The organism is Streptomyces sp. NBC_01497 (assembly GCF_036250695.1).
Classification (GTDB): Bacteria; Actinomycetota; Actinomycetes; order Streptomycetales; family Streptomycetaceae; genus Streptomyces.
Window position 1 is genome coordinate 3,871,338 of sequence record NZ_CP109427.1, and the last position, 26,941, is coordinate 3,898,278.

The window sequence follows — 26,941 nt, forward strand, 5'->3', positions numbered from 1 at the left end:
CCATGACCCAAGGCACACCCAAACCCCGGATCGACACCAGCAAGCCCCATCCGGCCCGGGTCTACGACTGGCTGTTGGGCGGCAAGGACAACTACCTCGTCGACCAGGCCGTCGGTGACAAGCTCCCCGAGGACTCCAAGGCCGCCGCCCGGCAGAACCGCGCGTTCATGCAGCGGGCCGTCGCCTGGGCCGCGCGCGAGGGCTTCGACCAGTACCTCGACATCGGTACGGGCATCCCCACGCAGCCGAATCTGCATCAGATCGTGCAGCGGGTGAACCCGGGCGCCCGGATCGTCTACACGGACTTCGACCCGATCGTGCTCCGGCACGCGGAGGCCCTGCTCATCTCGTCGCCCGAGGGCACGACCGACTACATCCAGGCGGACGTCCGCGACCCCGCCACGATCGTGGAGCACGCGAGGAAGATCCTCGACTTCGACCGGCCGGTCGTGCTGTCGCTGATCGCGCTGATGCACTTCATCCAGGACGAGGAGGACCCCTACGGGATCGTCCGCACCCTGGTGGACGCCCTGCCCTCCGGCAGCCTGCTGATCTTCTCCCACGGCACGACCGACTTCCACCCGGCCGAGCTGGTCGACACGGTGAAGGAGGCGTACAAGAAGGGCACCATCCCGCTGCGCTTCCGTACGCGTGAGGAGACGGCACGGTTCTTCACCGGCCTCGAACCGGTCGAGCCCGGCCTCGTCACCGCGCCGGAGTGGTACAAGGACGAGCCGCGCCCCGAGGAGGAGCGCAGCGGCATCTACGCGGCGGTCCTCCGCGTCCCGTAGGACGGCGCGAGGAGAACAGCGCGAGGGCCCGAACGGCGCCGGCCCCCAGAACCCGCCGGGGTTCTGGGGGCCGGCGGCACGCTCGGCCGGGGCGCGAGCCGACGGCCCCCGCCCCGCCTCGCGCGGCTATCCGATCGCCGCCGCGAACACGTGCAGTGCCGTGTTCGCCGGCAGCGTCACGTACGCCACCTGCTTGCCCGCCGTCAGCGGCACCGACGACGCGTACAGGCTGACCTGGTGGTCGTGCGGCAACGTGTCCGTGGCGGGGTTGTTCCAGTGCGCCGTGGTCGCGACCAGCGCGCTGCCGTCCACCGCCTTGTTGCTGTACCAGTCCGCCAGCGTCACCGTGCCGGTCGACGTCGTGCCGTCCGTGTACGTGACGGTGGCCTGCCCGCTCTGTGTGCCGTTCGTGCCCGCGCCGAGGAACGCCAGCCGCGAGCCCGATCCGTGCACCACCACGGCCTGCCCGGCCGCGGGCACGTCGTCGGCGCCGCCCGCCGCGACGTCCGGCCAGGTGAAGGTGGCCGCTGCCGTCGTCACCTGCCCGCCCGGAGTGATACCCGCGTCGGCCAGCGCCTGCGCCGAGTAGCTGTACCCGGCGCCGCCGAAGGTGCCGGCTCCGGGGTCGGCGTCGTCCGTCACTCCGACGTCCGTCGCCGAGGACGCCAGGTTCGGGTACGCGACCTGCACCGTCGCGGATCCGTCACCGGGGCTCGTACGCGGTGAGCCGAGGTAGCGGGTGGAGCCGGTCACCTGCGCGGAACCGCCCTTCGCGTCGGCCGGTACCTTCACGGACCAGGTCGTCGACACCGACCTGCCCGGCAGCACCGTGAGGTGCGTCGCCGCGCCGGAGGCCGTCGCCCGCCAACCGGACGGCACGGACAGCTTCGTCGTCGGCGCGAGGACCGGCTGGGTCGAGCCGTTGGTGAACGTCGTCTTCACCGCGACCGTGGTGCCACCGGCCACCGGTGAGGGCGCGGACACCTTCGTGTAGCGCGGGCCCGTCGTCGTACGGACCTGGAAGCCGCCGCTCAGCGGGAGGCTGCGCGACGAGTCGCCCACGTGCACCTGGTAGGAGCCGGGGGTCAGCGTCCACGCCTGCGCGTCGGTGTTCCAGTACGACGCGTCGCGCGCCGTCACCTCGAAGGAGACCTGCTTCGTCTGGTGGGCCTTGAGGGCCACCTTCACGAAGCCCTTCAGCTGGTTCGCCGGCTCACCGGCGGCCTTCGGATCGCTCAGGTAGAGCTGCGCCACCTCGGAGCCGGCGCGGTCACCGCTGTTGGTGACGTCCGCCGTCACGCGCAGCTTCCCGTTCTCCCGCAGCGTCGAGCCGTCGACCCGCAGGTCCGAGAAGCGGTACGAGGTGTACGAGAGCCCGTAGCCGAACGGGTAGAGCGGCGTCTCGCCCTTCGCGTCGTAGTACTTGTACCCGACGTCCAGGCCCTCCGAGTACTGCACCTTGCCGTCCACGCCGGGCCACTGCGCGGCGCTCGAAGCGGGCACCTGGTCCAGGGACTTCGGGAACGTCACCGGCAGTTTGCCGGAGGGGTTCACGTCGCCGTACAGCAGCGCCGCGATCGCGTTGCCGGACTCCTGGCCCGGGTACCACGCCTCGAAGACCCCCTTGACCTGGTCGATCCAGGGCATGGTGACCGCCGAGCCGGTGTTCAGCACGACGACCGTGTTCGGGTTCGCCTTGGCGACGGCCTCGATGAGCGCGTTCTGGTCGCCCGGCAGGTCGATGTTCGCGAGGTCGCTGCCCTCGGACTCGAAGTCGTTGGCGTAGACGATCGCGACGTCCGACTTCGCGGCGAGGCCGGCCGCCTGGCCCACGAGGTCACTGCCCGGGGTCTCCCAGCCGAGGTGCACCTCGTCGCCGCCGGTGCCCTGGTAGTAGTCGACCTCGACCGACACCGGCTTGTCCGCGGTCAGCGTGACGGTGCCGGTCTGGGTGTGGGTGGCCTGGTCGCGCCAGTTGTCGATGACCTGCTTGCCGTCGATCAGCAGCCGGCTGCCGTCGTCGCTGGTCAGACCGAAGGTGTACGTGCCGGTCGCCGGCGGCGTCAGGGTGCCGGTCCACTTCGTGGAGAAGTCCGTGCCGGGCACGCCCGCGGCGGGTGCCGCGCCGTTCCAGTTGAAGTCGACCTGCGCGTCGGTGCGCGTCGCGGCCGGGGAGCCCGCGAGCGTCTCGTTCGCGTAGTAGTCGCCCTGCAGGCCGTGGCCGGTGCCGGACGGCGGGGTCAGGTACTGGCTGTCGACCAGGGGGAGCTGCCCGTTCGCGCTGACGTTGCCCTGCGCGTACGTGACGGTGGTCCCGGAGCCCGCGCGCGCCGTGATCCCGTCGTACGGCGTGACGGTGCCGGTGCCCGCGACGGTGGCGCTGCCGCCGCCCGCGCTCATGGTGTCCTTGCCGGCGCCGTCACCGATGACGGCGATCGACTTGACCTTCTTGCCGTCCAGCGGCAGGACGTTGCCGCTGTTCTTCAGCAGGACGGCGCCGTCCTCGGCGGCCTGCTTCGCCACGGCGACGTGGCCGGCCGTGGACGCGACCGCGTCCGGTGTGTCGGCGGACGGGTGGTCGAAGAGGCCGAAGCGGAACTCCTCGCGCATGATCCGAGTGACCATGTCGTCCACGCGGGCCTTGGCGACCTGCCCGTTCTGCACGGCGGTCTTGAGGGCCGTACCGAAGTAGGAGTCGTCGGGCATCTGCATGTCCATGCCCGCGTTCGCGGAGGCGACCGTCGAGTGGGTGCCGCCCCAGTCGGAGGTGATGAAGCCGTCGAAGCCGAACTGGTTCTTCAGGATGTTGTTGAGGTAGGCGTTCTCGCAGGCGTACGTGCCGTTGATCGACGAGTACGAGCACATGGCCGACGAGGGTTTGGCCTGGGCGACGATGGCGCCGAAGGCGGCCGTGTAGACCTCCTGGACGGTCCGGTCATCGATGACAGCGTTGTCAGTGACCGTGTTGCGGTTGGTCTCCTGGTTGTAGACCGCCCAGTGCTTCACCTGGGCCATCACGCCCTGGGACTGGATGCCCTCGATATCGGCCGAACCGATCTGCCCCGTGAGGTACGGGTCCTCGCTGTACGACTCGAAGGCGCGGCCCCAGCGCGGGTCGCGGACGATGTTCACCGTCGGCCCGAGGTCGACGTCGACACCCTTGGTCTTGTCCTCGGCGCCGATCACCGCGCCGTACGCCTTCGCGACCGACGGGTCGAAGGACGCCGCGACGTTCGCCGCCGCGGGCAGCTGGGTCGTGTCGTCCATCCGGACGCCGACCGGGCCGTCCTGCATCTTCAGGGCGGGGATGCACAGGCGGGCGTCGCCCGGGATGTAGCCGGTGTACGCGGAGCCGGCGGCCCCGTGCACCATCGTGATCTCCTCGTCCAGCCTCAGCTTCGACAGGACCTGGGAGACACGGTGGTCGACCGGCGCCTTGGAGCCGATCCAGGGACAGGCGGCCGACGCCACGGACGCGGCGGTACCGGCCTGGGCGGGGGCCGCGGCAGCCGCGCCCTCGGACGCGGGTACGGCCATCGCCGCGGCGAGCAGAGCGCCGGACGCAACCGCTCCGAAGAGTGGTCTTCTTCTGCGCATACAGAACTCCTGTGGGGAGGACGGGGTATGGGAGGTGAGGACACGAGTGGCGGGAGAGGGAGGGAAACAGCCCCTGTGACAGCTGGTGTTTGCATCGAAACAGAACGAATTGTTTCTACGGCCTGTCATGTCCAGGGACAAGATGGCGGTGCCGGAATTGGCCGGATCATTGAACTCGCCCCCCGCGCAGCACCGTCACCGGCAGGACCGGGCCCCGGGCGGACTCCCCGCGGCGCGGGCCGGCGCACGGACGGGCACGATCCGCCCGGCGGTCCGCACGGACGCCCGCCCGGCGCCCCCCGGCGGACCGCCGGTGACATGCCCCGCGCCACCCGCCCCAGCGGCCCCGAAGTGCGCCACGGCCGAAGTAAGGTACGGGCCACCGCACCGGTAGCAGGCAGCAGGAAGCGAGCGAGTCCATGCCCGAGAGCCCAGAGCGCTACGTCGCCCGCGTCGTGGACGTACCCGACCGGGGCATCAGGCTGGCACCCGCCACCGGGGCGGTGGCCCCCGGGGAGCCCACCGAGGCCAACCTGCTCGGCATGGCGGTCGCCCTCGCGCTCGGCTCCGCGGACTACGAGCACCACCCGCAGCCGCGCGACCCCGAACTCCAGACCATCCAGGCGCTGCTCGCCGGCGAGGCCGTCATGCCGTGGCGCGCGCGGGCCGAGGCCGGGGACACCGTCCCGTACGTCGTGTGCGACCGCTCCCCGAGCGGCCACTACCGCTGCCGCGTCCAGCACCGTCCCGAGGACGAACCCGTCGAACCCCGCTGACCGGTCGCGGCTTTCTTCGGTCGCGCGCCGCCCGGCCGGCGAAAGCCGCGACCCGCGACCCCGGGGCCGGGGCCCCGGACAGGCGGCCCGAACCAGTCGTCCCGCAGCCCCCACCCGGGACCTCCGGATCCGCCGTCCGGCACCCGCAGGACCTGCCCCGCAGAAGCCCGGCCGACGCTCCCGGAGCCTCGCGGCCGGCCCCGCCCGGAGCCCCGGCGCGGGGCTCCCCGCCCCCGCCCCGAGGCGGTCGCGGCAGGGCAGGGCACCCTTCCCGTTCTGATACGCTCGTCTAGCGACTTCGGGCAAGGAGCACCACCACTACCACCAGGTATCCGGTGGAGGCGCGCATCACCGTATGCGACACTTGCTCTCGCACATCGCCTGGTCCTGTGGAGCAGCTTGGAGTGCTCGCCACCCTGTCAAGGTGGAGGCCGCGGGTTCAAATCCCGTCAGGACCGCTGCAGCTCGTCTTGTGTTGAGCTGCGTGGCTGGGTAGCTCAGTTGGTACGAGCGATCGCCTGAAAAGCGATAGGTCGCCGGTTCGATCCCGGCCCCAGCCACATCGGTACGAGAGCGACTCGTCCCCGCGCAGAGCGGGGCGGGTCGCTCTCGTCGTATGCGCCCGCCTCCTCGCCGGCTGTCGCGAACGCGCCGGCCGCCGGCGAGGAGGCGGGCGCGGTGACGCGGAGGGCGCGCTCACGAAATGGGTTCGCCGGTTCGGCGGCCTCGGTGCGATCCTGGGATGCGGTATGTCTACTTCCATCGCCGACCTCCAGTCCCTGCTGGCCGAGGTCTCCCTGCGCGACGCGCAGCGGCTCGGCCGCCGGCTCGAAGGCACCCGGCGCATCCGCAAGCCCGAAGCACGCCAGGCCGTGCTGGACGAGATCGCCGCCGAGGCCGGGAAGGCGGCCGAGCGCGTCCGGCGGCGCGCCGCCCGGCTGCCCGAGATCACCTATCCCGAACAGCTCCCCGTCAGCCGGCGCAAGGACACGATCCTGGAGGCGATACGCGACCACCAGGTCGTGATCGTCGCCGGTGAGACCGGGTCGGGCAAGACCACCCAGATCCCCAAGATCTGCCTGGAGCTCGGCCGGGGCGTGCGCGGCATGATCGGGCACACCCAGCCCCGCCGTCTCGCCGCCCGTACGGTCGCCGAGCGCGTCGCGGAGGAGTTGGGCACACCGCTCGGCGAGACCATCGGCTGGAAGGTCCGCTTCACCGACCAGGTCAACCCCGAGTCGACGTTCGTGAAGCTCATGACGGACGGCATCCTGCTCGCCGAGGTCCAGACCGACCGCGAACTGCTCGCGTACGACACGATCATCATCGACGAGGCGCACGAACGCAGCCTCAACATCGACTTCCTGCTCGGCTACCTCGCCCAACTGCTGCCGCGCCGTCCGGACCTCAAGCTCATCATCACGTCCGCGACGATCGACCCGGAGCGTTTCGCCCGGCACTTCGGCGCGTTCGCGGCCGTGGGCCCCGCCCGCGCCACGGGTTCCGCCGGCACCCCCGGCACCGCCCCCGCCGCCGACGCCGCCCCGGCGAAGGACCGCAGCGCCCCGATCATCGAGGTGTCCGGCCGTACGTACCCCGTGGAGGTCCGGTACCGGCCGCTCCTGGAAGAGGAGGGTGACGAGGGCGACCGCGACCAGATCACCGCGATCTCCGACGCCGTGGACGAACTCCAGGCCGAAGGGCCCGGCGACATCCTCGTCTTCCTCTCGGGCGAGCGCGAGATCCGCGACACCGCGGACGCTCTGGAGCGGCGTCACCTGAGGAACACCGAGATTCTCCCCCTGTACGCGCGGCTGTCCCACGCGGAGCAGCACCGCGTCTTCCAGCCGCACGGCAACCGCCGTGTCGTCCTCGCGACCAACGTCGCGGAGACGTCGCTGACCGTGCCCGGCATCAAGTACGTGATCGATCCCGGCACCGCCCGCATCTCCCGCTACAGCCACCGCACCAAGGTCCAGCGACTGCCGATCGAACGGGTGTCCCAGGCCAGCGCCAACCAGCGCAAGGGCCGTTGCGGCCGCACGTCGGACGGCATCTGCATCCGGCTGTACTCGGAGGAGGACTTCGTCTCCCGCCCCGAGTTCACGGACGCGGAGATCCTGCGGACGAACCTCGCGTCGGTCATCCTCCAGATGACGGCGGCCGGCCTCGGCGACATCGAGAAGTTCCCCTTCATCGACCCGCCGGACCACCGCAACATCCGTGACGGCGTACAACTCCTCCAGGAGCTCGGCGCGCTGGAGCCGGACAGCAAGGACAAGCGCGGGCGGCTCACCCCGCTCGGCCGCAAGCTCTCCCAGCTGCCCGTCGACCCGCGCCTCGCGCGCATGGTCATCGAGGCGGACCGCAACGGCTGCGTGCGCGAGGTCATGGTGATCGCGGCGGCCCTGTCGATCCAGGACCCGCGCGAGCGCCCGGCGGAGAAGCAGGCCCAGGCCGACCAGCAGCACGCCCGGTTCAAGGACGAGACGTCCGACTTCCTGGCGTTCCTCAACCTGTGGCGCTATCTGCGCGAGCAGCAGGAGGCCAGGTCGTCGTCCTCGTTCCGGCGGATGTGCAAGTCCGAGTACCTGAACTACCTGCGGATCAGGGAGTGGCAGGACATCTACAGCCAGCTCCGCACCGTCGCGCGGCAGATGGGGATCGTCCTGAACGAGGACGACGCCCCGGAGCAGCACGTCCATGTGTCGCTGCTCGCGGGCCTGCTGTCGCACATCGGTATGAAGGACGTGAAGGACGGCAAGGACGGCAAGGGAGGGGCTGACAGCAAGGGCGAGGGCGGCCGGCGGGGCGGCGAGTACGTCGGCGCGCGGAACGCCAAGTTCGCGATCTTCCCCGGGTCGGCGCTGTTCAGGAAGCCGCCCCGGTTCCTGATGTCCGCCGAACTGGTCGAGACGTCCCGGCTGTGGGCGCGCGTCAACGCAGCGATCGAGCCCGAGTGGATCGAACCGCTCGCCGGCCACCTGCTGAAGCGCACGTACAGCGAGCCGCACTGGGAGAAGGACATGGCGGCCGTGATGGCGTACGAGAAGGTCACGCTGTACGGCGTGCCGATCGTCACCGACCGCAAGATCAACTACGGCCGTGTCGACGCCGAGGTCTCCCGCGACCTGTTCATCCGCAGCGCGCTGGTGGAGGGCGACTGGCGGACCCACCACCAGTTCTTCCACGACAACCGCAAACTGCTCGGCGAGGTCGAGGAGCTGGAGCACCGCGCGCGGCGCCGCGACATCCTCGTGGACGACGAGACGCTGTTCGACTTCTACGACCAGCGGGTCCCTGACGACGTGGTCTCGGGCGCGCACTTCGACGCCTGGTGGAAGCGCAAGCGCGGTGAGGAGCCGGAACTCCTCGACTTCGAACGGTCGATGCTCATCAATGAGGCCGCGGAGTCCGTCACCAAGGACGACTACCCGGACTCGTGGCGGGAGGGCCCCCTGAAGTTCCGGGTCACGTACCAGTTCGAGCCGGGTGCGGACGCGGACGGCGTGACCGTCCACATCCCGCTGCAGGTGCTCAACCAGGTGACGGGTGAGGGCTTCGACTGGCAGATCCCGGGCCTGCGGGAGCAGGTCGTCACCGAGTTGATCCGGTCGCTGCCGAAGCCGATCAGGCGGCACTACGTCCCGGCCCCGAACTTCGCGCAGCGCTTCCTCGACCGGGCCGTGCCCCGCCAGGAGCCGCTGCCCACGACCCTCGCCCGGGAACTGCGGCTCATGGTCGGCGTGCCGGTCACGGCGGACGACTTCGACGTGTCCCGCGTGCCCGACCATCTGAAGATCACATTCCGGATCGTCGACGAGAGACGGCGGAAACTCGCGGAGGCGAAGGATCTCGAAACGCTCCGCCTCCAACTGCGCCCCAAGGCACGCCAGGCCCTGTCCCAGGCCGCGGCGGCGACGGCGGAGCGCTCCGGCGGCGAGGCCATCGAACGCACCGGCCTCAAGGACTGGACGATCGGCTCGCTGGTACGGGTCTTCGAGACGCGCAGGGCGGGACAGCCCGTCAAGGCGTACCCCGCGCTCGTCGACCAGGGCGACACGGTGGCGGTACGGCTCTTCGACACCGAGGCCGAGCAGCGGCTCGCCATGTGGCGCGGTACGCGCCGGCTCATCCTGCTGAACATCCCGGTCAACGCGGCGAAGTTCGCGTCGGGCAAGCTCACCAACCAGCAGAAGCTCAACCTGTCGAGCAATCCGCACGGCTCCATCCAGGCGCTGTTCGAGGACTGCGCGACCGCCGCGGCCGACAAACTGATGGCCGACCACGGCGGACCCGCCTGGGACGAGGAGTCGTACCGCAAGCTCTACGACAGCGTCCGCGCGGACCTCGTCGACGCGACCGTACGGACCGTGGCGCAGGTGCAGCAGATCCTGGCGGCCTGGGGGGCGTGCGAACGGCGCCTGCGCGCCACGACGAGCCCGGCGCTGCTGCCCAACGTCCAGGACGTCAGGGACCAGCTGGCGCGGCTCGTACCGGCGGGGTTCGTGACGGCGGTCGGCGTACGGCGGCTGCCCGACGTCATGCGGTATCTCGTGGCGGCGGACCGGCGGTTGCAGCAGATGCCGACGGCCGTCCAGCGGGACACCACCCGCATGGAGAAGGTCCACGAGATGCAGGACGAGTACGCGTGGCTGCTGGAACAGCTGCCCCAGGGCCGCCCGGTGCCGGAGCAGGTCGAGAACATCCGCTGGATGATCGAGGAACTGCGGGTCAGTTACTTCGCGCACGCCCTGGGCACGGCGCAGCCCGTCTCGGACAAGCGGATCGTGAAGGCGATCGACGCGGCGGCGCCGTAGAGCCGGGCCCGGAGACGCGACGCGGCCGGGCAGGGCGAGGCACAGGACGGGCAGGTCCGGCCGGGCGGCCCCGACGGCCGAACCGGACCTGCCCGGTCGGTCCTCCCCCGGCTCTCCCCCGGTCGTCTTCCGGTCCTCTCCCGGCCCCCGCCGACGGCGGTTTCGGCCGGGCGTTCCCGTAGCGCCCGGATCGCACTGAGTGAGTTCGACCTGACCCTCTGAGCTGCTGTAGAGTCTGTCTCCGCAGCCCGCACTCGCCGGGTAGCGAATCAAGGTCCTGTGGAGCAGCTTGGAGTGCTCGCCACCCTGTCAAGGTGGAGGCCGCGGGTTCAAATCCCGTCAGGACCGCAGTGCAGTGAAGGGCCCGCATCCCGAGGGATGCGGGCCCTTTCGCGTCGCCCGGGTCCACCACCGCGCCGCGGCCCCGCCGTTGCGGCTCGGATCGCCTCGTCGGGCCTCACGCTCGCCGCGCCGTCACTTCATCGGATCCTCACGGATGCCGCGCCCGTCACTTCGTCGGACCCCGACCCTCCCGCTCTCCACACCTGTCACCGCGTCCGGCCCTCCGCGCGCACACGCCCCTCACGTCATCGGGCGGTCCGGGCGCCGCGCCCCTCCGTCTTCCCGAGCGGCCCGGGACTTCCACCCGCCGCACGCGGGGGGAGATGGCCCCTGCGCACCGCCGAGAAGCTTCTGAGGGGCCGTCAGGACGGCTCGTGGCACATCCCGGGACTTCCGGGACGTTCCACGGCTTCGGCGGACGCCCCGGAGCCCGACAGGCCCCCGCGCCACCGCCCGGGCCTCAAGGCCTTCAGGCGCGCCCCGGTACCTCCCGGTGCCCTGACCGACGGTTACAGGCCGATGTGCGTATTGACGCTCTTCTGGGCACGCGGGTAGTCAAGTGTCAGGCGTTCGCGGCCGCCTGGCGGCAGCGCCCGGGAGACGGTGGAGCCCTGAGGCAGACGTCCGACGACTCGGCCGCGCTTCTCGGCGCCAGGGGCCTGGCACGGCGGCCGACAAGACCGCAAGAGTGTGACGGGAGTCACTGAACTGATATGTGAACCATGCCCTCTTACCCCCTTCCTACATCACCTCAATTTTGTATGTGCCATTGCACTCTCGTGAAGGACACTTCCACACCTTCCGACACACCGACCGGTCGGATGGTGCCGACCCGCCGCCGCCGGGTGGCCACGGCGCCCTCAGGGGTGCCCCGGGCGGCCGGGGGCCGGCACCGGACGAGCACGGAGCGGGCGCAAAAAAATCGCGCTGGACCCGGCGGAGTCCAGCGCGATCGCACGACTTACCCGTATTGCTCGGGCATGGGGCCCGTTGGGGCAGGCACCCGTCGTGTGGAGCTATGTGCGGGACCGACCCAGTTGGGGGAACTGGCCGAGCCCTGCTTGTTGTGCCTGTTGAGCCCTAATGTGCTGTTCAGGCCTCACTGCGCTGCTGCGGGATTCCCGCAAGCAGTGCGCGGACCTCAGCCTCGCGGTACCGGCGATGTCCTCCGAGCGTTCGGATGGACGTGAGCTTGCCTGCCTTTGCCCAGCGTGTGACCGTTTTCGGGTCCACGCGGAACATGGAAGCAACCTCAGCCGGGGTCAGCAGCGGCTCGGCATCAGGGGTGCGAGCGGTCATGAGCGGCCTCCTCGGGAGAACCGAACCTTCTCGGTTCTTTCCTCTAAATTCTGCACCTTGACCCGCGTTGCCCGAAATGGCGGACGCGGGCCGAGTCGGTTATAGGACGAACGGCTTGTCCTCGGCACTACAACTACACCATCTGTCCAGCCACGTCGGCCAAACCGATGGAATTGCCCTCTGAGGTGTTCATCAGCGACGGAAGCCGATGGACCGTGCCATAGCGGACAGTCACCCACCCGTGACGATCAGTCACAGAACCATCAGGAGCCACCAGACCCCCCATAGAGTGCAATGCCGAGCATTCCGCCCAGACTTGGGCGGAAGGAACCCTCCCCGGACTCCTTGTCCTATTTTGACACGAGGATGGGGGATGGGCACAAGGCCCTTGTTAGTGCGGTCCGTCACGCTTAAGGGTCAAACGCCCGGAATCGGGACGTTGGGCAGAGACAAAGGGCCATCCCACCGCTGGTGCGCAGCCGGTGGACTCTGTGCGGTCCTGTGCGGCTCTGGGGGAAGACCCTGTGCGGGAGTGTACGGACAATACGTGACGGACGCCGATTCCGGTACGTCGATCTACGCATCCCATACGGGCACCACGTCCAGTGCGGACAGACGAAGACCCCCGGAGCCGCTGACGCGCGCCACCGGCGGCGTCCGCGACCAGGCCGCGGCCCCGAGCGGGCGGGGCCCCCAGCAGGCGGGGCCCCCGAGCAGGCGGGGGCCCCGAGCAGGCGGACCCCACAGAGTCCGGACCAGTGCTCCGAGGACCACGGCGCGCGGCACGCGGCACGCGCCCGGCGGGTGCGGTCGGCGGACGCGGTCGGCGGTCAGGTCGGCGGGTGCGGTCGGCGGACGCGGTCGGCCGGTGCGGTCGGCCGGTGCGGTCGGCGGCCGTGGCGCGCTCGGCGGACGCGGTCGGCCGAGCGGCCCGCTCCAGCGGTGCGGTACGCCCAGCGGGTCCGGTGGGTCCACTTGTCCGGTGCCGCGCTGTGCCGTGCGCCCGGCGGGCCCGGTGGCTAGACCCGCCGCCGGGCGGCGCTTCGCCCGGTCCGTACGGGGGCGCGCTCCCGTCAGCGGGTCCCGTACGTCAGTTGGCGAACTGGAGGTCCCTGACCGCGCGCCAGCGCTCGGTGAGGCGCGCGTAGGCCGCGCCCGCGCGCTCCCCGTCCCCGTCGCGCAGCGCGGCGATGCCCTCCGCCACGTCGGCGGCCGAGTGGTCGCCCGTGAGCTGCTCGTCGGACAGCACATGCACCAGTCCGCCGTAGTCCAGTTCCACCAGGGACCTCGGGTGGAACTCCTCCAGCCACCGTCCGACGTCGATCAGGCTCTCGGTCAGCGGGCCGTCGTCGACCGTCTCCCGTACCGCCTTCAACCCGCGGGCCAGGCGCCTGCGGGCCTGCACCATCGGCGTCCGGTAACGCAGCGTCGGCACGTACGCCGCCGTGTCACCGCCGTCATCCCGGCCGTGGCCCGCGCCGTCCCCGGTCCCGTCACCGTCCGTCGCGGCCTCCGCCTCGGTACGCGCGCCCGCGTCCACGTCGGTGTCCGCGCCCGCGGGGACACCGTCGGGGCCGCCGGCGGCGCCCCCGTACTCCCGCTCGACGTCGGAGAACAGCGTGAACCAGCCGATCGGCACCTGCCAGACGGAGCTCCTGATCCACGGCCTCGCGTCCGGGTTGCCCGCACGCCAGCGCTCGTAGTCCGCCGCCGCCTGCTCCCGGACCACCTGCGGGAGCACGACGTCCAGCAGCGCGTCGGGCAGCGTCTCGCCCAGTTCCTCCAGGGCGATCCATCCCCGCAGCCGCGTCCGCCACGGACAGACGCACACCACCCCGTCGACCTCGGTCACGAAGGCGTCCGCGCTCTCGTGAACCCGTACGGGTACCGGGGGCGTCGGCAACAGGTCGGCGAGCGATCTGCGCTGCTCGTCCTGCGCGGTGGGCGTCCCGCCGCGGCGCGCGTAGCGCGTCCAGTGCGTGCGTTCCGGTTCGGGGAACGCACCCAGCGGCTCGTACACCCGCAGGTAGGACGTGTAAGGGACCTGTACTGAGGAGGACACCGCCGGCATGCCGGAATCGTCCCACGCCCCGCGCCCGGACGACCGTGCTCCGCCGTACCGGACGCGTACCGATCGGGCGGCGGCAGCGGCCGCAGCCGTGCCCGGCACGGCGGGCCCACGGGACGCGCCCGCCACCCGGGCGGGCGTGTCCAGGCACCCAACTGCCACCGATCCCCCCACCGGTGGGCCCGCTCGGGGCTACGCTCATGCCGAACCGGTCCCTCCGCGCGCCCCTCCCCACCCTCAGGAGAGACCCCGGAAGGGGCTCCGCCGCTTCGTACTTGGGAGTCACCACCGTGACCGATCTGACCGACGGCGTCCTGCACACGCTCTTCCACTCCGAACGGGGTGGGCACGAACAGGTCGTGCTCTGCCAGGACCTCGCCTCCGGCCTGAAGGCCGTGATCGCGCTGCACTCCACCGCCCTGGGCCCGGCCCTCGGCGGCACCCGCTTCTACCCGTACGCCACCGAGGACGACGCCGTCTCCGACGCGCTGAACCTCTCGCGCGGCATGTCGTACAAGAACGCCATGGCCGGGCTCGACCACGGCGGCGGCAAGGCCGTCATCATCGGGGACCCCGACCAGATCAAGACCGAGGCGCTGCTGCTCGCCTACGGCCGGGCCGTCGCGTCACTCGGTGGCCGGTACGTCACGGCCTGCGACGTCGGCACGTACGTCCAGGACATGGATGTCGTCGCGCGCGCCTGCCCGTGGACGACGGGCCGCTCGCCGGAGGGCGGCGGGGCCGGCGACTCCTCCGTGCTCACCGCCTTCGGAGTGTTCCAGGGCATGCGCGCGAGCGCGCGGGAGAAGTGGGGCGACCCCTCGCTGCGCGGCCGCACGGTCGGCGTGGCCGGCGTCGGCAAGGTCGGCCACCACCTGGTCGGGCACCTGCTGGAGGACGGCGCAGACGTCGTCGTCACGGACGTACGCGACGACTCCGTGGCCCGGATCACCGGCCGCCACCCTGGGGTGCGCGCCGTCGCCGGCACCGAGACCCTGGTGCGCCTCCCGGACCTCGACGTCTACGCGCCCTGCGCGCTGGGCGGAGCGCTCGACGACGCGACCGTGCGGGACCTGACCGCGGGCATCGTGTGCGGCGCCGCCAACAACCAGCTCGCGCACCCCGGCGTGGAGAAGGACCTCGCCGACCGGGGCATCCTGTACGCGCCGGACTACGTGGTGAACGCGGGCGGGGTCATCCAGGTCGCGGACGAGCTGCACGGCTTCGACTTCGAGCGGTGCCGCGCGAAGGCCGCGAAGATCTACGACACCACGCTCGAAATCTTCGCACGTGCAAATGCAGATGGTGTTCCGCCGGCCGCGGCGGCCGACAGGATCGCCGAACTCCGGATGGCGGAGGCCGTCGGGCGGGCATGACGGAGGCCCCGGCGAGACGTGACTCACGCCGGTCGGGCGGGTCGACCCCCGAGAAGGGGTTAAAATCGCCACTGACCAGCGAGTACGGGGCGTCTCGCCGGTTCTGCCCCCGGGCGCGTCATGTGGACGGCGTACCGCATGGCCTCGGAAGCAGGTACGGTTGAAGCCCTACGGACGGGACTCTCCACGGAGAGCTCGTTCTGAAACATGAACGCGTGTCAAGACTCTGGGGCCGAGTAGCCCCGTCACCGAGGGGGTCGAGCCATGGGGCGCGGCCGGGCCAAGGCCAAGCAGACGAAGGTCGCCCGCCAGCTGAAGTACAACAGCGGCGGGACAGACTTGTCGCGTCTGGCCAACGAGCTAGGCGCGTCGACTTCCAGTCAACCTCCGAACGGCGAGCCGTTCGAGGAGGACGAGGAGGAAGACGACCCGTACGCTCAGTACGCGGATCTGTACAACAACGACGATGACGAGGACGACGATTCAGGTCCCTCGTCACAGCGCCGCGGCGCTTGACGTCTTTACACCTCCACCGTTTTCAGCTCTCCACCTGCCCGGCCCGGGATCACGGTCACGGACCGGGTTTGTGTTGAGCCGACAACCGTGAGCCCACCTGGCCGGAGCGTCCTTTCGTCCCGGCCGGGTTTCGCGGTTCCACCCACCGAACCGGGCCGTTTTGCCGCCGGGCCGGACCCGGTGGACCGGCCGGTCCACCCGGCCGTTCCGACGGATCAGGCCCGATCGCACTGTCCGGCCGAGGCCGCACCGCGGCCCGGTCGGCTCGGCGTGGTCGGTCCGCTCCGGCTCACCGTGACGTGCCCATGCGGCATGCCCGGACCGCCCGGCGTGCTGGGCGCCGTTCCGCTCAGGCCGCGTGGTCGCCGACAAGGGTGGCTCCCGTGGTCTCTTCGCCGCGCTCGGTGATCTCTCCCGCCACCCAGGCGTCGACGCCCCGGTCGGCCAGCGTCGCCAGGGCCGCGTCCACCGATCCTGCGGGCACGACAGCGATCATGCCCACGCCCATGTTCAGGGTCTTCTCCAGTTCCAGTCGCTCGACGCCGCCGACCGCGCCGACCACCTCAAAGACCGGGGCCGGCCGCCAGGTGGACCGGTCGATCCTGGCGTGCAGCCCGTCCGGGATCACCCGTGCCAGGTTCGCCGCGAGTCCGCCGCCCGTCACATGGCTGAAGGCGTGCACCTCAGTGGTCCGGGTGAGGGCCAGACAGTCCAGCGAGTAGATCCGGGTCGGTTCGAGCAGTTCCTCGCCGAGCGTCCTGCCGAACTCCGCGACCTCCCGGTCCAGCGACCAGCCCGCACGGTCGAAGACCACGTGCCGTACCAGCGAGTACCCGTTCGAGTGAAGACCCGACGATCCCATGGCGATCACGACGTCACCCGTGCGGATACGATCCGCGCCGAGCAGCCGGTCCGCTTCCACCACCCCGGTGCCCGCGCCCGCCACATCGAAGTCGTCCTCGCCGAGGAGACCCGGGTGCTCGGCCGTCTCACCGCCGACCAGGGCGCATCCCGCGAGCACACAGCCCTCGGCGATGCCCTTGACGATGGCGGCGACCCGCTCCGGACGGACCTTGCCGACACAGATGTAGTCCGTCATGAACAGCGGCTCCGCGCCGCACACCACCAGGTCGTCGACCACCATGCCGACGAGGTCGTGCCCGATCGTGTCGTACACCCCGAGCCGGCGCGCGAGATCGACCTTGGTCCCCACGCCGTCGGTCGCCGACGCCAGCAGCGGGCGCTCGTACCGCTTCAGCGCCGAGGCGTCGAAGAGGCCCGCGAAGCCGCCGATTCCGCCCAGCACCTCGGGCCTGCGGGTCTTCCTGACCCACTCCTTCATCAGCTCGACCGCGCGGTCGCCGGCCTCGATGTCGACGCCGGCGGCCGCATAGCTGGCACCGGTGCGGGGGGCGGGGGACTGAGACATGGCGGGAACTTTCGTGTCGTCGAACGTACGGAGCGGCACGTGGTACGGGTGGGCACCGGCCGACGGCGTACGGGATACGGGTACGGGTGTGTGACGGAGGACCTCGGGGCGGGCGCGGCCTACGGCCGGCGCAGCGCGTCCGCCGCCGCGGTGTCGGCCGGGCCCGCGGCGAGCTCGGTCTCCAGCAGCTGCTTGCCGAGCAGCTCCGGGTCGGGCAGATCCATCGGGTACACACCGTCGAAGCAGGCACGGCACAGGTCCGGCTTGTTGATGGTGGTGGCCTCGATCATCCCGTCGAGGGAGATGTACGAGAGGGAGTCGGCGCCGAGCGAGGTGCCGATCTCTTCGACGGTCATGCCGTTGGCGATCAGCTCGGCCCGGGTCGCGAAGTCGATGCCGAAGAAGCACGGCCACTTGACCGGCGGGGACGAGATGCGGATGTGCACCTCGGCGGCCCCGGCCTCCCGGAGCATCTTCACGAGGGCGCGCTGGGTGTTGCCGCGCACGATCGAGTCGTCCACGACGACCAGGCGCTTGCCCCGGATGACTTCCTTCAGCGGATTCAGCTTCAGCCGGATACCGAGCTGCCGGATCGTCTGCGACGGCTGGATGAAGGTCCGTCCCACGTAGGCGTTCTTGACCAGACCCGAGCCGTACGGAATACCGCTGGCCTCCGCGTAGCCGATGGCGGCCGGAGTACCGGACTCGGGCGTCGCTATCACCAGATCCGCGTCGGCCGGGGCCTCGGCGGCAAGTTTTCTGCCCATTTCCACGCGGGAGAGGTACACATTCCGACCGGCGATGTCCGTGTCGGGACGAGCCAGGTACACGTACTCGAAGACGCAGCCCTTGGGCTTTGCTTCTGCGAATCGAGTCGTTCGCAGCCCGTTCTCGTCGACGGCGATGAACTCGCCCGGCTCGATCTCACGGACGTACGCCGCACCGCAGATGTCGAGCGCGGCGGACTCCGACGCGACGACCCAGCCGCGCTCCAGGCGGCCGAGCACGAGCGGTCGGATGCCCTGCGGGTCCCGGGCGGCGTACAGGGTGTTCTCGCTCATGAAGACGAGGGAGAACGCGCCCTGCACCAGGGGCAGCACCTTGGGCGCCGCCTCCTCCACCGTGAGGGGCTTGCCGTCCTCGTCGGTCTGGCCCGCGAGCAGGGCCGTGACCAGGTCGGTGTCGTTGGTGGCCGCCACCTGGGTGGCCCGGCCGTTCTCCTTGGGCAGAGCCGCGACCATCTCCGCGAGCTCCGCCGTGTTCACGAGATTTCCGTTGTGGCCGAGCGCCACCGAGCCGTGCGCCGTGGCACGGAACGTCGGCTGGGCGTTCTCCCACACGGAGGCGCCGGTCGTCGAGTAACGCGCGTGACCGACAGCGATATGGCCCTGGAGGGAGCCGAGAGAGGTTTCGTCGAAGACCTGCGAGACCAGGCCCATGTCCTTGAAGACGAGGATCTGGGACCCGTTGCTCACTGCGATGCCCGCGGATTCCTGTCCGCGATGCTGCAGGGCATACAGTCCGAAATAGGAGAGCTTGGCGACCTCTTCACCCGGAGCCCAGACACCAAAGACGCCACAAGCGTCCTGGGGGCCCTTCTCACCGGGGAGCAGGTCGTGGCTGAGTCGTCCATCACCACGAGGCACGCAACCGAGTGTAGGCGAGATCGACCACCGGTCCGAATTCAGGATGAGGAAAATCCGGGCCATCACCTCCCGGCCGCCACGTAGCGTCACCGTGGCATCCCGGACCGTACGACGGGCGGAAGCCCATGCTCCTGTTGGGCCCGTGCTCGCGCCCGCGCCCCACCTGTGCCCCACCCATGCCCCGCCCGTGCCCCAGCGGCCCGGGCGCCCTCGCCCGCAGGGGCTGCCGGCTGCCGGCCCCGGCCACGCGCCGGAACCGACGCACGGTGACCCACCTCATATGTGACCTTGCCCCACCCCGGCGCGGGAGGACCACCGGCACCCCACCCCGCGGCGGGTTTCACGGACCGCGGCCGGTCCGGGGCCGTGAGGGCGTGGCGCGGACGCACCACGCCGATGCGCCATCCGGCGGGAGAAGGAGGACGACGGGCACCACCTCGCCGCCCGACCGTCCCTGACCGTCCCCGGCCGACCCCCTGCGCTCACCGGAAGTCCCCCGGCCGTCCCCTCGCCGTCCCGGCTCTCCCCGGGCCCTCGCCGTCCCGTCGAGCAGGGGGCGGGGCGGCGGGTCTCAGCTCCCGTCGCTCCGCCGCACGGCGGCGGCCAGGCCGTCACCGTCCTTGCCCTTCAGGAACAAGGCCCGGTGGCTGACCTGCACCGTCACCGTGCCCCGCAGCACCTTGAGCACGCCCTGCTCGACCTGGTTCAGCGCGGGCGAGCACGCCATTCTGGTCGACAGCAAGCGCCCGAAGGTCACCGTCGAGCCGCTGATCCGCGCGGATGCGTGGAAGCTGTTGCACCCGAGGCTGCCGCTGACCGTCCCGTCCTCGCCGAAGGTGAAGTGCGCCTTTCCGGCCGTGCCCTTCGGCAGGGTGGCCGACGACTTCAGGCTGGTGAGGGCGTCCACGGTCCAGTCCGTCCCGACGAGGGGCGCGGCGGGCCGCGTGGTCAGCGTGACGCGGGTGCCGCGCTGCCGGGACGAGGTCAGCACGAGTTGCCTGTCGTCCGCCGCACGGCCGCTCACCTGGGCCTTGAGCGTCCCCTTGAACGCGTCACCGATCGCCTCCTCGTACTGCTCCAGATAGGCCGAGCACCCGACGAACGTCCTGTTCAGGCCGCCCACCACCGTGATCTCGTCCCCCTCGACACGGACCCGTCCGCGGTACCCGTTGCACCCTGTGCCGAGAGAGAGCCGGCCGTCACGCCCGATCTCCATGGTCGCGGCCGCCGGCACCCCGGGTTCGGCACCGGCCACGGTGAGGCCGTCGACCTTCCACCGGATCCCGGTCAGGGGCAGGTCGGTCCGCACCGGGCCGCTGCTGGCGGCCGGTCCCGGATCCGTCGCGGAGTGTGTACCGCAAGCGGCCGTGAAGGCCAGCAGTGCGGCGATGCCTACTGAGGCGTTCTGCTGCTTCTGCATGTCTCTCGGACGATCCATCGCCACACACGGTTCCGCAACCGCGCCAGCCCGTCACTCTCCGCACACGCCCTCGGCGTACCGGCCGGGCGAAAAGAGCTCCCGGCTCCCCCGGATCCCTGGCCCCGGCCCCGGCCCCGCAACCTCCGCCGCCCCTGGTCCACCCCGCCTCCACCCGGCTCGGGGCTCGCCCACCTGTATCGGCATCCCCCGGGAACGCGTGCGATCGCTGGACGCGGCGCTCGGAACGCGCGGGGGGACACGACGCCCGGACGCTAGCGATCGCGCCAACCCGCGGTCAGGGGACCCACCCGGCCCTCTGCCGGCCGGCAGTCCCGGTCAGCCCGACTCAGCCCATCACTCAGCCCATCAGGGGAAGCAGCCCCGACAGATCCGCACGCTCCCCGCTCGCGCTGACCCGGCCCTCGGCGAGCGCCTCGTGCCAGGCCGACCGCCCGGTCGCGAGCCGCAGCCATACGAGCGGCTCCGTCTCCACCACGTTGGGCGGTGTTCCCCGCGTGTGCCGAGGGCCCTCCACGCACTGGACCACCGCGTACGGCGGGATCCGGACCTCCGTCGACGCCCCGGGGGCGCGCACCGCCAGCGCGTCGGCCAGGAGCCGCGTCGCCGTCGCGAGCGCCTGCCCGTCGAGCGGTACCGACAGGCCCGTCGCGCGGTTCAGGTCGTCGGTGTGGACGACGAGTTCCACCGTGCGGGTGACCAGATAATCGGTCAGGCGCATGGTCCCGGCGGTGGTCGCGATCAATCGGTCGCCCGGCGCCTGCGGCAGCAGCCTCGCCGCCCGGTCACCGACCACCGTGAACAGTTCCTCCGGCTCGCGCGCCGCCGCCAGCGCCTCCACGTTGTCGGCGATGGTGCTCGCCCGCGAGGACGTGGAGGACGGCCAGTCGAGCAGTGGCACCGCGGGCCCGTCCGGCTCCGGCGCCTCCAGGCTACGGTTCACCGCTTCCAAGGCCATCGTCAGATGGGCGGCGAGCTCCCGGACCGTCCATGTACCCAGGCCCGTGGGCAGCGCGAACTGGTCGGGCGCGAGCCCCCTCACGGCCTCACGCGCATGCTCGAACTGGGCGAGGAGAGCGGCGCGCGTGCGCTCGTGGTCATAGCTGCGAAGTCGCTTCTTGGCTGGCGGCACGGGACGAGACTAGCCGAGCCCCCCAACCGGCTGCCGGGTGTCCGGGCTGCCCTCCTCGACGGTGAACGCCTCTTTGCCGACCGGGACTCCGACGCCGTGCCACCGGAAGGGCAGGCCGCGCGCCACATCGGGATCGGGGTGGTCCATCAGCTGGAAGTGGAGGTGCGGCTCGGTGGAGTTGCCGGTGTTCCCGCAGCGGGCGATGGGCTGTCCCGCCGTCACCTGGTCGCCTGGGCGCACGTCGAGCGACCCCTGGCGCAGATGCGCGTACAGCGCGTACGTACCGCTTCCCAGGTCGAGGACGACATGGTTGCCGACCACCCAGCCGGCGCCCGCCAGGTCACGTATCCAGCTCTCCACAAGCAGCACGTAGGCCAGCGCCGGCAGTGAGGTGCGGCTGAGATGGTCGCGCTTCCCGTCGGACGCGTGGACGACGGTGGCGTCCGCGACCGCGAGCACCGGAGCGCCGAACCCGGGGAACGCGCCGCTGCTCCGCACCACCGGCCAGAGCCGCGCGAAGCCGGGCCGGGTGTCCGGCTCGGGCTCGCCGACGATGTCTATCGCATACGTCTGCCCGTAGGCATGGGTTCCGTGGCTCGGCACCCGGTCGGCCGGGCTGTTCAGCGCCACCCACCGCCCCCGCACGGGAGGGGCGCACTCCACCGCGGGCGGTCGCGCCGCCCTCCTGACCCGCGCGGTGGACCGCCCGAGGGCCACGAGCAGGCACATCCCCGCGGCCGCCGGCACCCAGGTGAGCCACCAGGCGAACGGCAGGGCGGTGATCCGGCCCGCGATGACGAGCCCCACGAACACCAGCCAGCTGAGCCGGTAGGCCACCATCATGATCTTGCGTCCGGATGCCCCGTGCCCCGGTGTTTCCCCGTTCGACTCCGACATCGCTCCCCCTGTGAAAGATCCTTGTTGTCGCGCTCGGGCCTTGCTGTTGAACCGGACTGCTGTTGACCCGGACTGCTGTTGACCCGCGCGGACCGAACCGCTGAGTCGCTGAGCCGTTGAGCCGTTGAGCCGTTGAGCCGTTGAGCCGTTGAGCCGTTGAGCCGTTGAACGGACTTTCGTTGTCCCGGTCGGGCCCACTGTCCGTGGAGCGCCCCGGTGTTGCGACAGTCTCCCGCCGGGGCCGTACCGCCGGGACCGGGTGTGCGGCTGCCCGTTGGGGCCCCGCGCCCGGGTCAGGGCCGCGCGGCGGCCAGCATGACGAGCAGCGGCACGACCCGGTCGGGCGGTATCTCGTACTGCCCCCGGCCCGCCGTGCGCAGCCAGCCGGAGCCCGTCAGCTGTCGCAGGTGGTGGTAGATCTGGCCGGTCGTACCCATCCCGTCGAGTTCGGTGAGCTCGGCCGCCGTGCGCCGGCCGCCCATGATCTCGCGCAGCAGCCGCAGCCTCACCCCGTGTCCGAGGGCGGCGAAGGCGTCCGCCTCCCGCGACCAGTCCCCGTCGAGCAACTGATCCGTGTCCATGCCGTACTGCCACTCGTACTCTTCGTGCGTGGGCAGGCGCACCGCGCCGGTGAACAGCACGCCGCCGTCGTGCCGGCCCAGGTCCGCGAGCTCCACCTTCAGCCGCTGGAGGGCCCAGAACTCCGGCCGGACCGGCGGCACAGCCCCCTCGGGCAGGCCCTGTCCCGGCCCGGCGTCCTCGCCGTCCGGCACCGCTGTGCCCTCCAGCTCCGCCAGCCTGCGTTCGAGTTCGGTGACACGCTGTTCCAGCCCCATGTCTCGACATTACGTAATCACGTAATTTCGCACAAGACCCCAATGCCCTCGGCGGAAAAGTCATCCGAAAACACAGATGCCGGTACCGACATCTCGTCGGTACCGGCAATCTGACGGCCGCTGCTCACGCAACAGCCCCTGGGACAAAGCTTGTTCAGGCTTCGCGAGGACGCTCGAACGTCAGGAGGAGACCCTCCACAGCGCCCGGTCCGACCCGCCCCTTCACGTCCGCGGAGGTGATGGCCTTGAGCGCCCAGCCCTCCTCCGCGTGCTTGTTGAGCGTCTTCTCCAGCTTTCCGCTGTCGAGAGCGTCGCCTATCAGCGACTCCCTGAACGTCGCGACCTTGTACTCGAACATGGGGTGTTCCCCTCGCTCATGACCTCTGACCGCACGGCGGGACGCGTGCGGCGCCCAGCCAATCACGCGGTCGGCCGAGCCGGATCCGCACCCGGGGGACCCGGCTCCTTCGAGGAGCCGAACCCCGCGGGGGCGGATCGGCCCGCAGTCCCCAGGCCTGACACATCCATCCGGGACCCGGCACATCCGGGAGCCGGCACGTCGGGCTCCGGCACGTCGGGCTCCGGCACGTCGGGCTCCGGCACGTCGGGCCCCGGGCGCACCCGAAAACCGGCGCGCCCGGGGCCCGACAGGCCCGCACACCCGGAACGCGGCCCACCCGGAACGCGGCCCTCCCGCGATCTCGCGGCGCCCGTCCGGCCGCCGTTCAGGTCAGGCCATCAGCGCCGCGATCGTCCCCTCGTGGGCGGTGCGCAGTTCCTCCAGCGACACCGTGAACTCGCCCTGGAGCTCGACGACATCACCGTCCACCACACCGATCCGGGTCGCGGGCAGACCCCGCGCACCGCACATGTCGGTGAACCGCAGCTCCTCGCTGCGCGGCACGGAGACGAGCGCACGGCCCGCGGACTCGCTGAACAGCAGCGTGAACGCGTCCAGGCCGTCCGGCACGATCAGCCGTGCGCCGTTGCCGCCACGCAGGCAGGACTCGGTGAGCGCCTGGATCAGGCCGCCGTCACTCAGGTCGTGCGCGGCGTCGATCATGCCGTCGCGGGAGGCCGCCACCAGGATCTCGGCGAGCAGCTTCTCCCGGTCCAGGTCCACGGCCGGCGGCAGTCCGCCGAGGTGGTCGTGGATCGCCTGCGACCAGGCGGAACCGCCGAACTCCTCGTGCGTGTCACCCAGCAGGAAGATGAGCTGGCCGGCCTGCTCGAAGGCCATCGGCGTACGGCGCGCCACGTCGTCGATCACGCCGAGCACGGACACGACCGGCGTGGGGTGGATCGCCGCCTCGCCCGTCTGGTTGTACAGCGACACGTTGCCGCCGGTCACCGGCGTCCCCAGCTGGAGGCAGCCGTCCGCGATGCCGCGCACGGCCTCCGCGAACTGCCACATCACGGCCGGGTCCTCCGGTGAGCCGAAGTTCAGGCAGTCCGAGACCGCGAGCGGCCGCGCGCCGGAAGCCGCGACATTGCGGTAGGCCTCCGCCAGCGCCAGCTGCGCGCCGGTGTACGGGTCGAGCTTGGCGAACCGGCCGTTGCCGTCGCTGGCGAGGGCGACGCCGAGTCCCGTCTCCTCGTTGATCCGCACCATGCCGCTGTCCTCGGGCTGGGCGAGGACCGTGTTGCCCTGCACGAACCGGTCGTACTGGTCGGTCACCCACGCCTTCGACGCCTGGTTCGGCGAGCCGACCAGCTTCAGGACCTGCTCGCGCAGTTCCTTCGCGTCCGCCGGGCGCGGCAGGGCGTTCGCGTGGTCCGCCTGGAGGGCGTCCTGCCATACGGGGCGTGCGTACGGGCGCTCGTAGACCGGGCCCTCGTGCGCGACCGTGCGCGGGTCGACGTCCACGATCTTCTCGCCGTGCCAGAAGATCTCCAGCCGGTCGCCGTCGGTGACCTCGCCGACGACCGTGGCGATGACGTCCCACTTCTCGCAGATCGCGAGGAAGCGCGCGACCTTCGACTCCTCGATCACCGCGCACATGCGCTCCTGCGACTCGCTCATGAGGATCTCCTCGGGCGAGAGCGTGGAGTCGCGCAGCGGTACGTCGTCCAGCTCGACGCGCATGCCGCCGGAGCCGTTCGAGGCCAGCTCACTCGTCGCGCAGGACAGGCCCGCGGCGCCGAGGTCCTGGATGCCGACGACCAGCTTCTCGGCGAACGCCTCCAGCGTGCACTCGATCAGCAGCTTCTCCTGGAAGGGGTCGCCGACCTGGACCGCCGGGCGCTTCGAGGGCTTGGTCGCGTCGAACGTCTCGGACGCCAGGATCGACGCGCCGCCGATGCCGTCGCCACCGGTGCGGGCCCCGTACAGGACGATCTTGTTGCCGGTGCCCGATGCCTTCGCGAGGTGGATGTCCTCGTGCCGCATCACGCCGATCGCGCCGGCGTTGACGAGCGGGTTGCCCTGGTAGCAGGCGTCGAAGACGAGTTCGCCGCCGATGTTCGGCAGGCCGAGGCTGTTGCCGTAGCCGCCGATGCCCGCGACGACACCCGGCAGCACACGCTTGGTGTCCGGGTGGTCGGCCGCGCCCATGCGCAGCGGGTCCACGACCGCGACGGGACGGGCGCCCATCGCGATGATGTCGCGCACGATGCCGCCGACGCCGGTGGCCGCTCCCTGGTAGGGCTCCACGTACGAAGGGTGGTTGTGCGACTCGACCTTGAAGGTGACCGCGTACCCCTCGCCGACGTCCACGACGCCCGCGTTCTCGCCGATGCCGACGAGCATCGCGTCGTTCTGCGGGACCTTCTCGCCGAACTGCCGCAGGTGGACCTTGCTGCTCTTGTACGAGCAGTGCTCGGACCACATGACGGAGTACATGGCGAGCTCGGCGCCGGTGGGACGACGGCCGAGGATCTCCCGCACGCGTGCGTACTCGTCCTCCTTGAGGCCGAGTTCCTTCCAGGGCTGATCGACGTCGGGCGTCTTGCTCGCGTTGTCCACTGTGTCGAGGGTGGTGAGGCTCATGAGGCGCTTACCAGCTTCTTGAGGATCGAGGTGAAGAATCCGAGACCGTCGGTACCGCCCGTACCGATCAGCGGCTCGACCGCGTGCTCGGGGTGCGGCATGAGCCCCACGACGTTGCCCGCCGCGTTGGTGATGCCGGCGATGTCCCGGAGCGAGCCGTTGGGGTTGCCGTCGAGGTAGCGGAAGGCGACCCGGCCCTCCGCCTCCAGCTCGTCGAGCGTGCGCTCGTCGGCGACGTACCGGCCGTCGATGTTCTTGAGGGGGACGGTGATCTCCTGCCCGGCCGAGAAATCGGCGGTCCAGGCCGTGCGCGCGTTCTCGACGCCGAGCTTCTGGTCCTTGCACACGAAGTGCAGGTGATTGTTGCGCAGCATGGCGCCCGGCAGCAGGTGGGTCTCCGCGAGGATCTGGAAACCGTTGCAGATCCCGAGGACCGGCATGCCTGCCCTGGCCTGCTCGATGACCTGTTCCATCACCGGCGAGAAACGCGCGATGGCTCCGGCGCGCAGATAGTCGCCGTAGCTGAAGCCACCGGCGAGCACGACCGCGTCGACCTGCTTCAGGTCCTTGTCGCGGTGCCAGAGGGACACGGGCTCGGCCCCGGCGATACGCGCGGCGCGCAGCGCGTCACGGTCGTCGAGCGTTCCCGGAAAAGTGACGACTCCGATGCGGGCGGTCACTTCACCGGCTCCGTGATCGCTGAGGGCTCCTCGACCTTTACGGCGAAGTCCTCGATCACGGTGTTGGCGAGGAACGTCTCCGCCATCTCGTGGATGCGGGCGAGGGCGGCGTCGTCCACCGGTCCCTCGACCTCGAGCTCGAAACGCTTTCCCTGACGGACGTCGGCGATGCCCTCGAATCCGAGACGCGGCAGCGCGCGCTGCACGGCCTGTCCCTGGGGGTCGAGGATCTCCGGCTTGAGCATGACGTCGACTACGACGCGTGCCACTGGCACTCCCGGTGGTGTGGTGCGGGCTGTTTTCGCTGTG

The 26,941-nt window shown here is 70.9% G+C and carries 18 protein-coding genes and 3 tRNA genes; 8 read left to right on the plus strand and 13 right to left on the minus strand.

Annotated features, from left to right (window positions below; genetic code table 11):
- Positions 1-2: 2 nt before the first annotated feature.
- Positions 3-791: an SAM-dependent methyltransferase gene (locus OG310_RS16545; RefSeq protein WP_329456652.1), complete on the plus strand. Its 789-nt coding sequence runs from the start codon at positions 3-5 to the stop codon at positions 789-791.
- 126 nt (positions 792-917) lie between these two features.
- Here the strand turns inward: OG310_RS16545 and OG310_RS16550 are convergent, their stop codons facing one another.
- Positions 918-4,388: a glycoside hydrolase family 3 C-terminal domain-containing protein gene (locus OG310_RS16550; RefSeq protein ID WP_329456653.1), complete on the minus strand. Its 3,471-nt coding sequence runs from the start codon at positions 4,386-4,388 to the stop codon at positions 918-920.
- 419 nt (positions 4,389-4,807) lie between these two features.
- Here OG310_RS16550 and OG310_RS16555 point away from each other — a divergent pair, with 419 nt between their 5' ends.
- The 5 genes from OG310_RS16555 (at position 4,808) to OG310_RS16575 (ending at position 10,332) form a co-directional block, all read left to right on the plus strand.
- Positions 4,808-5,164, plus strand: a complete 357-nt coding sequence (locus OG310_RS16555) for a hypothetical protein (protein ID WP_329456654.1) — start codon at positions 4,808-4,810, stop codon at positions 5,162-5,164.
- 383 nt (positions 5,165-5,547) lie between these two features.
- Positions 5,548-5,622 (plus strand) — tRNA-Asp (locus OG310_RS16560).
- Positions 5,623-5,650: 28 nt separating this feature from the next.
- Positions 5,651-5,724, plus strand: a tRNA-Phe gene (locus OG310_RS16565).
- A gap of 189 nt (positions 5,725-5,913) precedes the next feature.
- Positions 5,914-9,984: an ATP-dependent RNA helicase HrpA gene (gene hrpA, locus OG310_RS16570; protein WP_329456655.1), complete on the plus strand. Its 4,071-nt coding sequence runs from the start codon at positions 5,914-5,916 to the stop codon at positions 9,982-9,984.
- A 273-nt stretch (positions 9,985-10,257) separates the two neighbouring features.
- A tRNA-Asp gene (locus OG310_RS16575) sits at positions 10,258-10,332 on the plus strand.
- Positions 10,333-11,418: 1,086 nt separating this feature from the next.
- Here the strand turns inward: OG310_RS16575 and bldC are convergent.
- Both bldC and OG310_RS16585 read right to left on the minus strand, forming a co-directional pair.
- Entirely contained in the window at positions 11,419-11,625 is a 207-nt protein-coding gene (bldC, locus tag OG310_RS16580; protein WP_187827830.1) for a developmental transcriptional regulator BldC, read from the minus strand.
- A 1,090-nt stretch (positions 11,626-12,715) separates the two neighbouring features.
- Positions 12,716-13,696, minus strand: coding sequence for a hypothetical protein (locus tag OG310_RS16585; RefSeq protein WP_329456656.1), 981 nt, complete (start codon positions 13,694-13,696; stop codon positions 12,716-12,718).
- A 287-nt stretch (positions 13,697-13,983) separates the two neighbouring features.
- Here OG310_RS16585 and OG310_RS16590 point away from each other — a divergent pair, with 287 nt between their 5' ends.
- Positions 13,984-15,069, plus strand: coding sequence for a Leu/Phe/Val dehydrogenase (locus OG310_RS16590; RefSeq protein WP_329456657.1), 1,086 nt, complete (start codon positions 13,984-13,986; stop codon positions 15,067-15,069).
- A gap of 264 nt (positions 15,070-15,333) precedes the next feature.
- On the plus strand, positions 15,334-15,585 hold the full coding sequence (locus OG310_RS16595; protein WP_329456658.1) for a DUF3073 domain-containing protein: 252 nt from the start codon (positions 15,334-15,336) through the stop codon (positions 15,583-15,585).
- 349 nt (positions 15,586-15,934) lie between these two features.
- Here OG310_RS16595 and purM read toward each other — a convergent pair whose 3' ends face one another.
- The 10 genes from purM to purS all read right to left on the minus strand — a co-directional run bounded on the left by purM (position 15,935) and on the right by purS (position 26,901).
- Complete coding sequence (gene purM / locus OG310_RS16600; RefSeq protein WP_329456659.1) at positions 15,935-17,014, minus strand: phosphoribosylformylglycinamidine cyclo-ligase; 1,080 nt, start codon at positions 17,012-17,014, stop codon at positions 15,935-15,937.
- Between the two features lie 119 nt (positions 17,015-17,133).
- Positions 17,134-18,660 carry an amidophosphoribosyltransferase gene (gene purF / locus OG310_RS16605; RefSeq protein ID WP_329456660.1) on the minus strand — a complete coding sequence of 509 codons (1,527 nt, stop codon included), beginning with the start codon at positions 18,658-18,660 and terminating at the stop codon, positions 17,134-17,136.
- 571 nt (positions 18,661-19,231) lie between these two features.
- The gene (locus OG310_RS16610) at positions 19,232-20,098 is read right to left on the minus strand and encodes an META domain-containing protein (RefSeq protein ID WP_329456661.1); all 867 of its coding nucleotides are present in this window, start codon (positions 20,096-20,098) and stop codon (positions 19,232-19,234) included.
- A 340-nt stretch (positions 20,099-20,438) separates the two neighbouring features.
- Complete coding sequence (locus OG310_RS16615; protein WP_329456662.1) at positions 20,439-21,230, minus strand: maleylpyruvate isomerase family mycothiol-dependent enzyme; 792 nt, start codon at positions 21,228-21,230, stop codon at positions 20,439-20,441.
- A gap of 9 nt (positions 21,231-21,239) precedes the next feature.
- Positions 21,240-22,127 (minus strand): murein hydrolase activator EnvC family protein, encoded by an 888-nt coding sequence (locus OG310_RS16620; protein WP_329456663.1) that lies wholly within the window; start codon positions 22,125-22,127, stop codon positions 21,240-21,242.
- A gap of 293 nt (positions 22,128-22,420) precedes the next feature.
- Entirely contained in the window at positions 22,421-22,963 is a 543-nt protein-coding gene (locus tag OG310_RS16625; RefSeq protein WP_329456664.1) for an ArsR/SmtB family transcription factor, read from the minus strand.
- Between the two features lie 154 nt (positions 22,964-23,117).
- The gene (locus OG310_RS16630; RefSeq protein ID WP_329456665.1) at positions 23,118-23,321 is read right to left on the minus strand and encodes a DUF4177 domain-containing protein; all 204 of its coding nucleotides are present in this window, start codon (positions 23,319-23,321) and stop codon (positions 23,118-23,120) included.
- A gap of 372 nt (positions 23,322-23,693) precedes the next feature.
- On the minus strand, positions 23,694-25,952 hold the full coding sequence (gene purL / locus OG310_RS16635; protein WP_329456666.1) for a phosphoribosylformylglycinamidine synthase subunit PurL: 2,259 nt from the start codon (positions 25,950-25,952) through the stop codon (positions 23,694-23,696).
- Entirely contained in the window at positions 25,949-26,632 is a 684-nt protein-coding gene (gene purQ / locus OG310_RS16640) for a phosphoribosylformylglycinamidine synthase subunit PurQ (protein WP_329456667.1), read from the minus strand. The genes purL and purQ overlap by 4 nt, the downstream gene beginning before the upstream one ends.
- Positions 26,629-26,901 carry a phosphoribosylformylglycinamidine synthase subunit PurS gene (purS, locus tag OG310_RS16645; protein ID WP_329456668.1) on the minus strand — a complete coding sequence of 91 codons (273 nt, stop codon included), beginning with the start codon at positions 26,899-26,901 and terminating at the stop codon, positions 26,629-26,631. Before purS ends, purQ begins: the two co-directional genes overlap by 4 nt.
- Positions 26,902-26,941: the final 40 nt, after the last annotated feature.

Excerpts from the sequence above, each read along its gene's own strand:
- OG310_RS16625 (WP_329456664.1), bottom strand. The coding sequence starts at position 22,963 with ATGGGGCTGGAACAGCGTGTCACCGAACTCGAACGCAGGCTGGCGGAG.
- hrpA (WP_329456655.1), top strand. The coding sequence starts at position 5,914 with ATGTCTACTTCCATCGCCGACCTCCAGTCCCTGCTGGCCGAGGTCTCC.
- purM (WP_329456659.1), bottom strand. The coding sequence starts at position 17,014 with ATGTCTCAGTCCCCCGCCCCCCGCACCGGTGCCAGCTATGCGGCCGCC.
- OG310_RS16545 (WP_329456652.1), top strand. The coding sequence starts at position 3 with ATGACCCAAGGCACACCCAAACCCCGGATCGACACCAGCAAGCCCCAT.
- OG310_RS16550 (WP_329456653.1), bottom strand. The coding sequence starts at position 4,388 with ATGCGCAGAAGAAGACCACTCTTCGGAGCGGTTGCGTCCGGCGCTCTG.
- OG310_RS16620 (WP_329456663.1), bottom strand. The coding sequence starts at position 22,127 with ATGTCGGAGTCGAACGGGGAAACACCGGGGCACGGGGCATCCGGACGC.
- OG310_RS16630 (WP_329456665.1), bottom strand. The coding sequence starts at position 23,321 with ATGTTCGAGTACAAGGTCGCGACGTTCAGGGAGTCGCTGATAGGCGAC.
- OG310_RS16595 (WP_329456658.1), top strand. The coding sequence starts at position 15,334 with ATGGGGCGCGGCCGGGCCAAGGCCAAGCAGACGAAGGTCGCCCGCCAG.
- purL (WP_329456666.1), bottom strand. The coding sequence starts at position 25,952 with ATGAGCCTCACCACCCTCGACACAGTGGACAACGCGAGCAAGACGCCC.
- OG310_RS16610 (WP_329456661.1), bottom strand. The coding sequence starts at position 20,098 with ATGGATCGTCCGAGAGACATGCAGAAGCAGCAGAACGCCTCAGTAGGC.
- bldC (WP_187827830.1), bottom strand. The coding sequence starts at position 11,625 with ATGACCGCTCGCACCCCTGATGCCGAGCCGCTGCTGACCCCGGCTGAG.
- OG310_RS16585 (WP_329456656.1), bottom strand. The coding sequence starts at position 13,696 with ATGCCGGCGGTGTCCTCCTCAGTACAGGTCCCTTACACGTCCTACCTG.
- OG310_RS16555 (WP_329456654.1), top strand. The coding sequence starts at position 4,808 with ATGCCCGAGAGCCCAGAGCGCTACGTCGCCCGCGTCGTGGACGTACCC.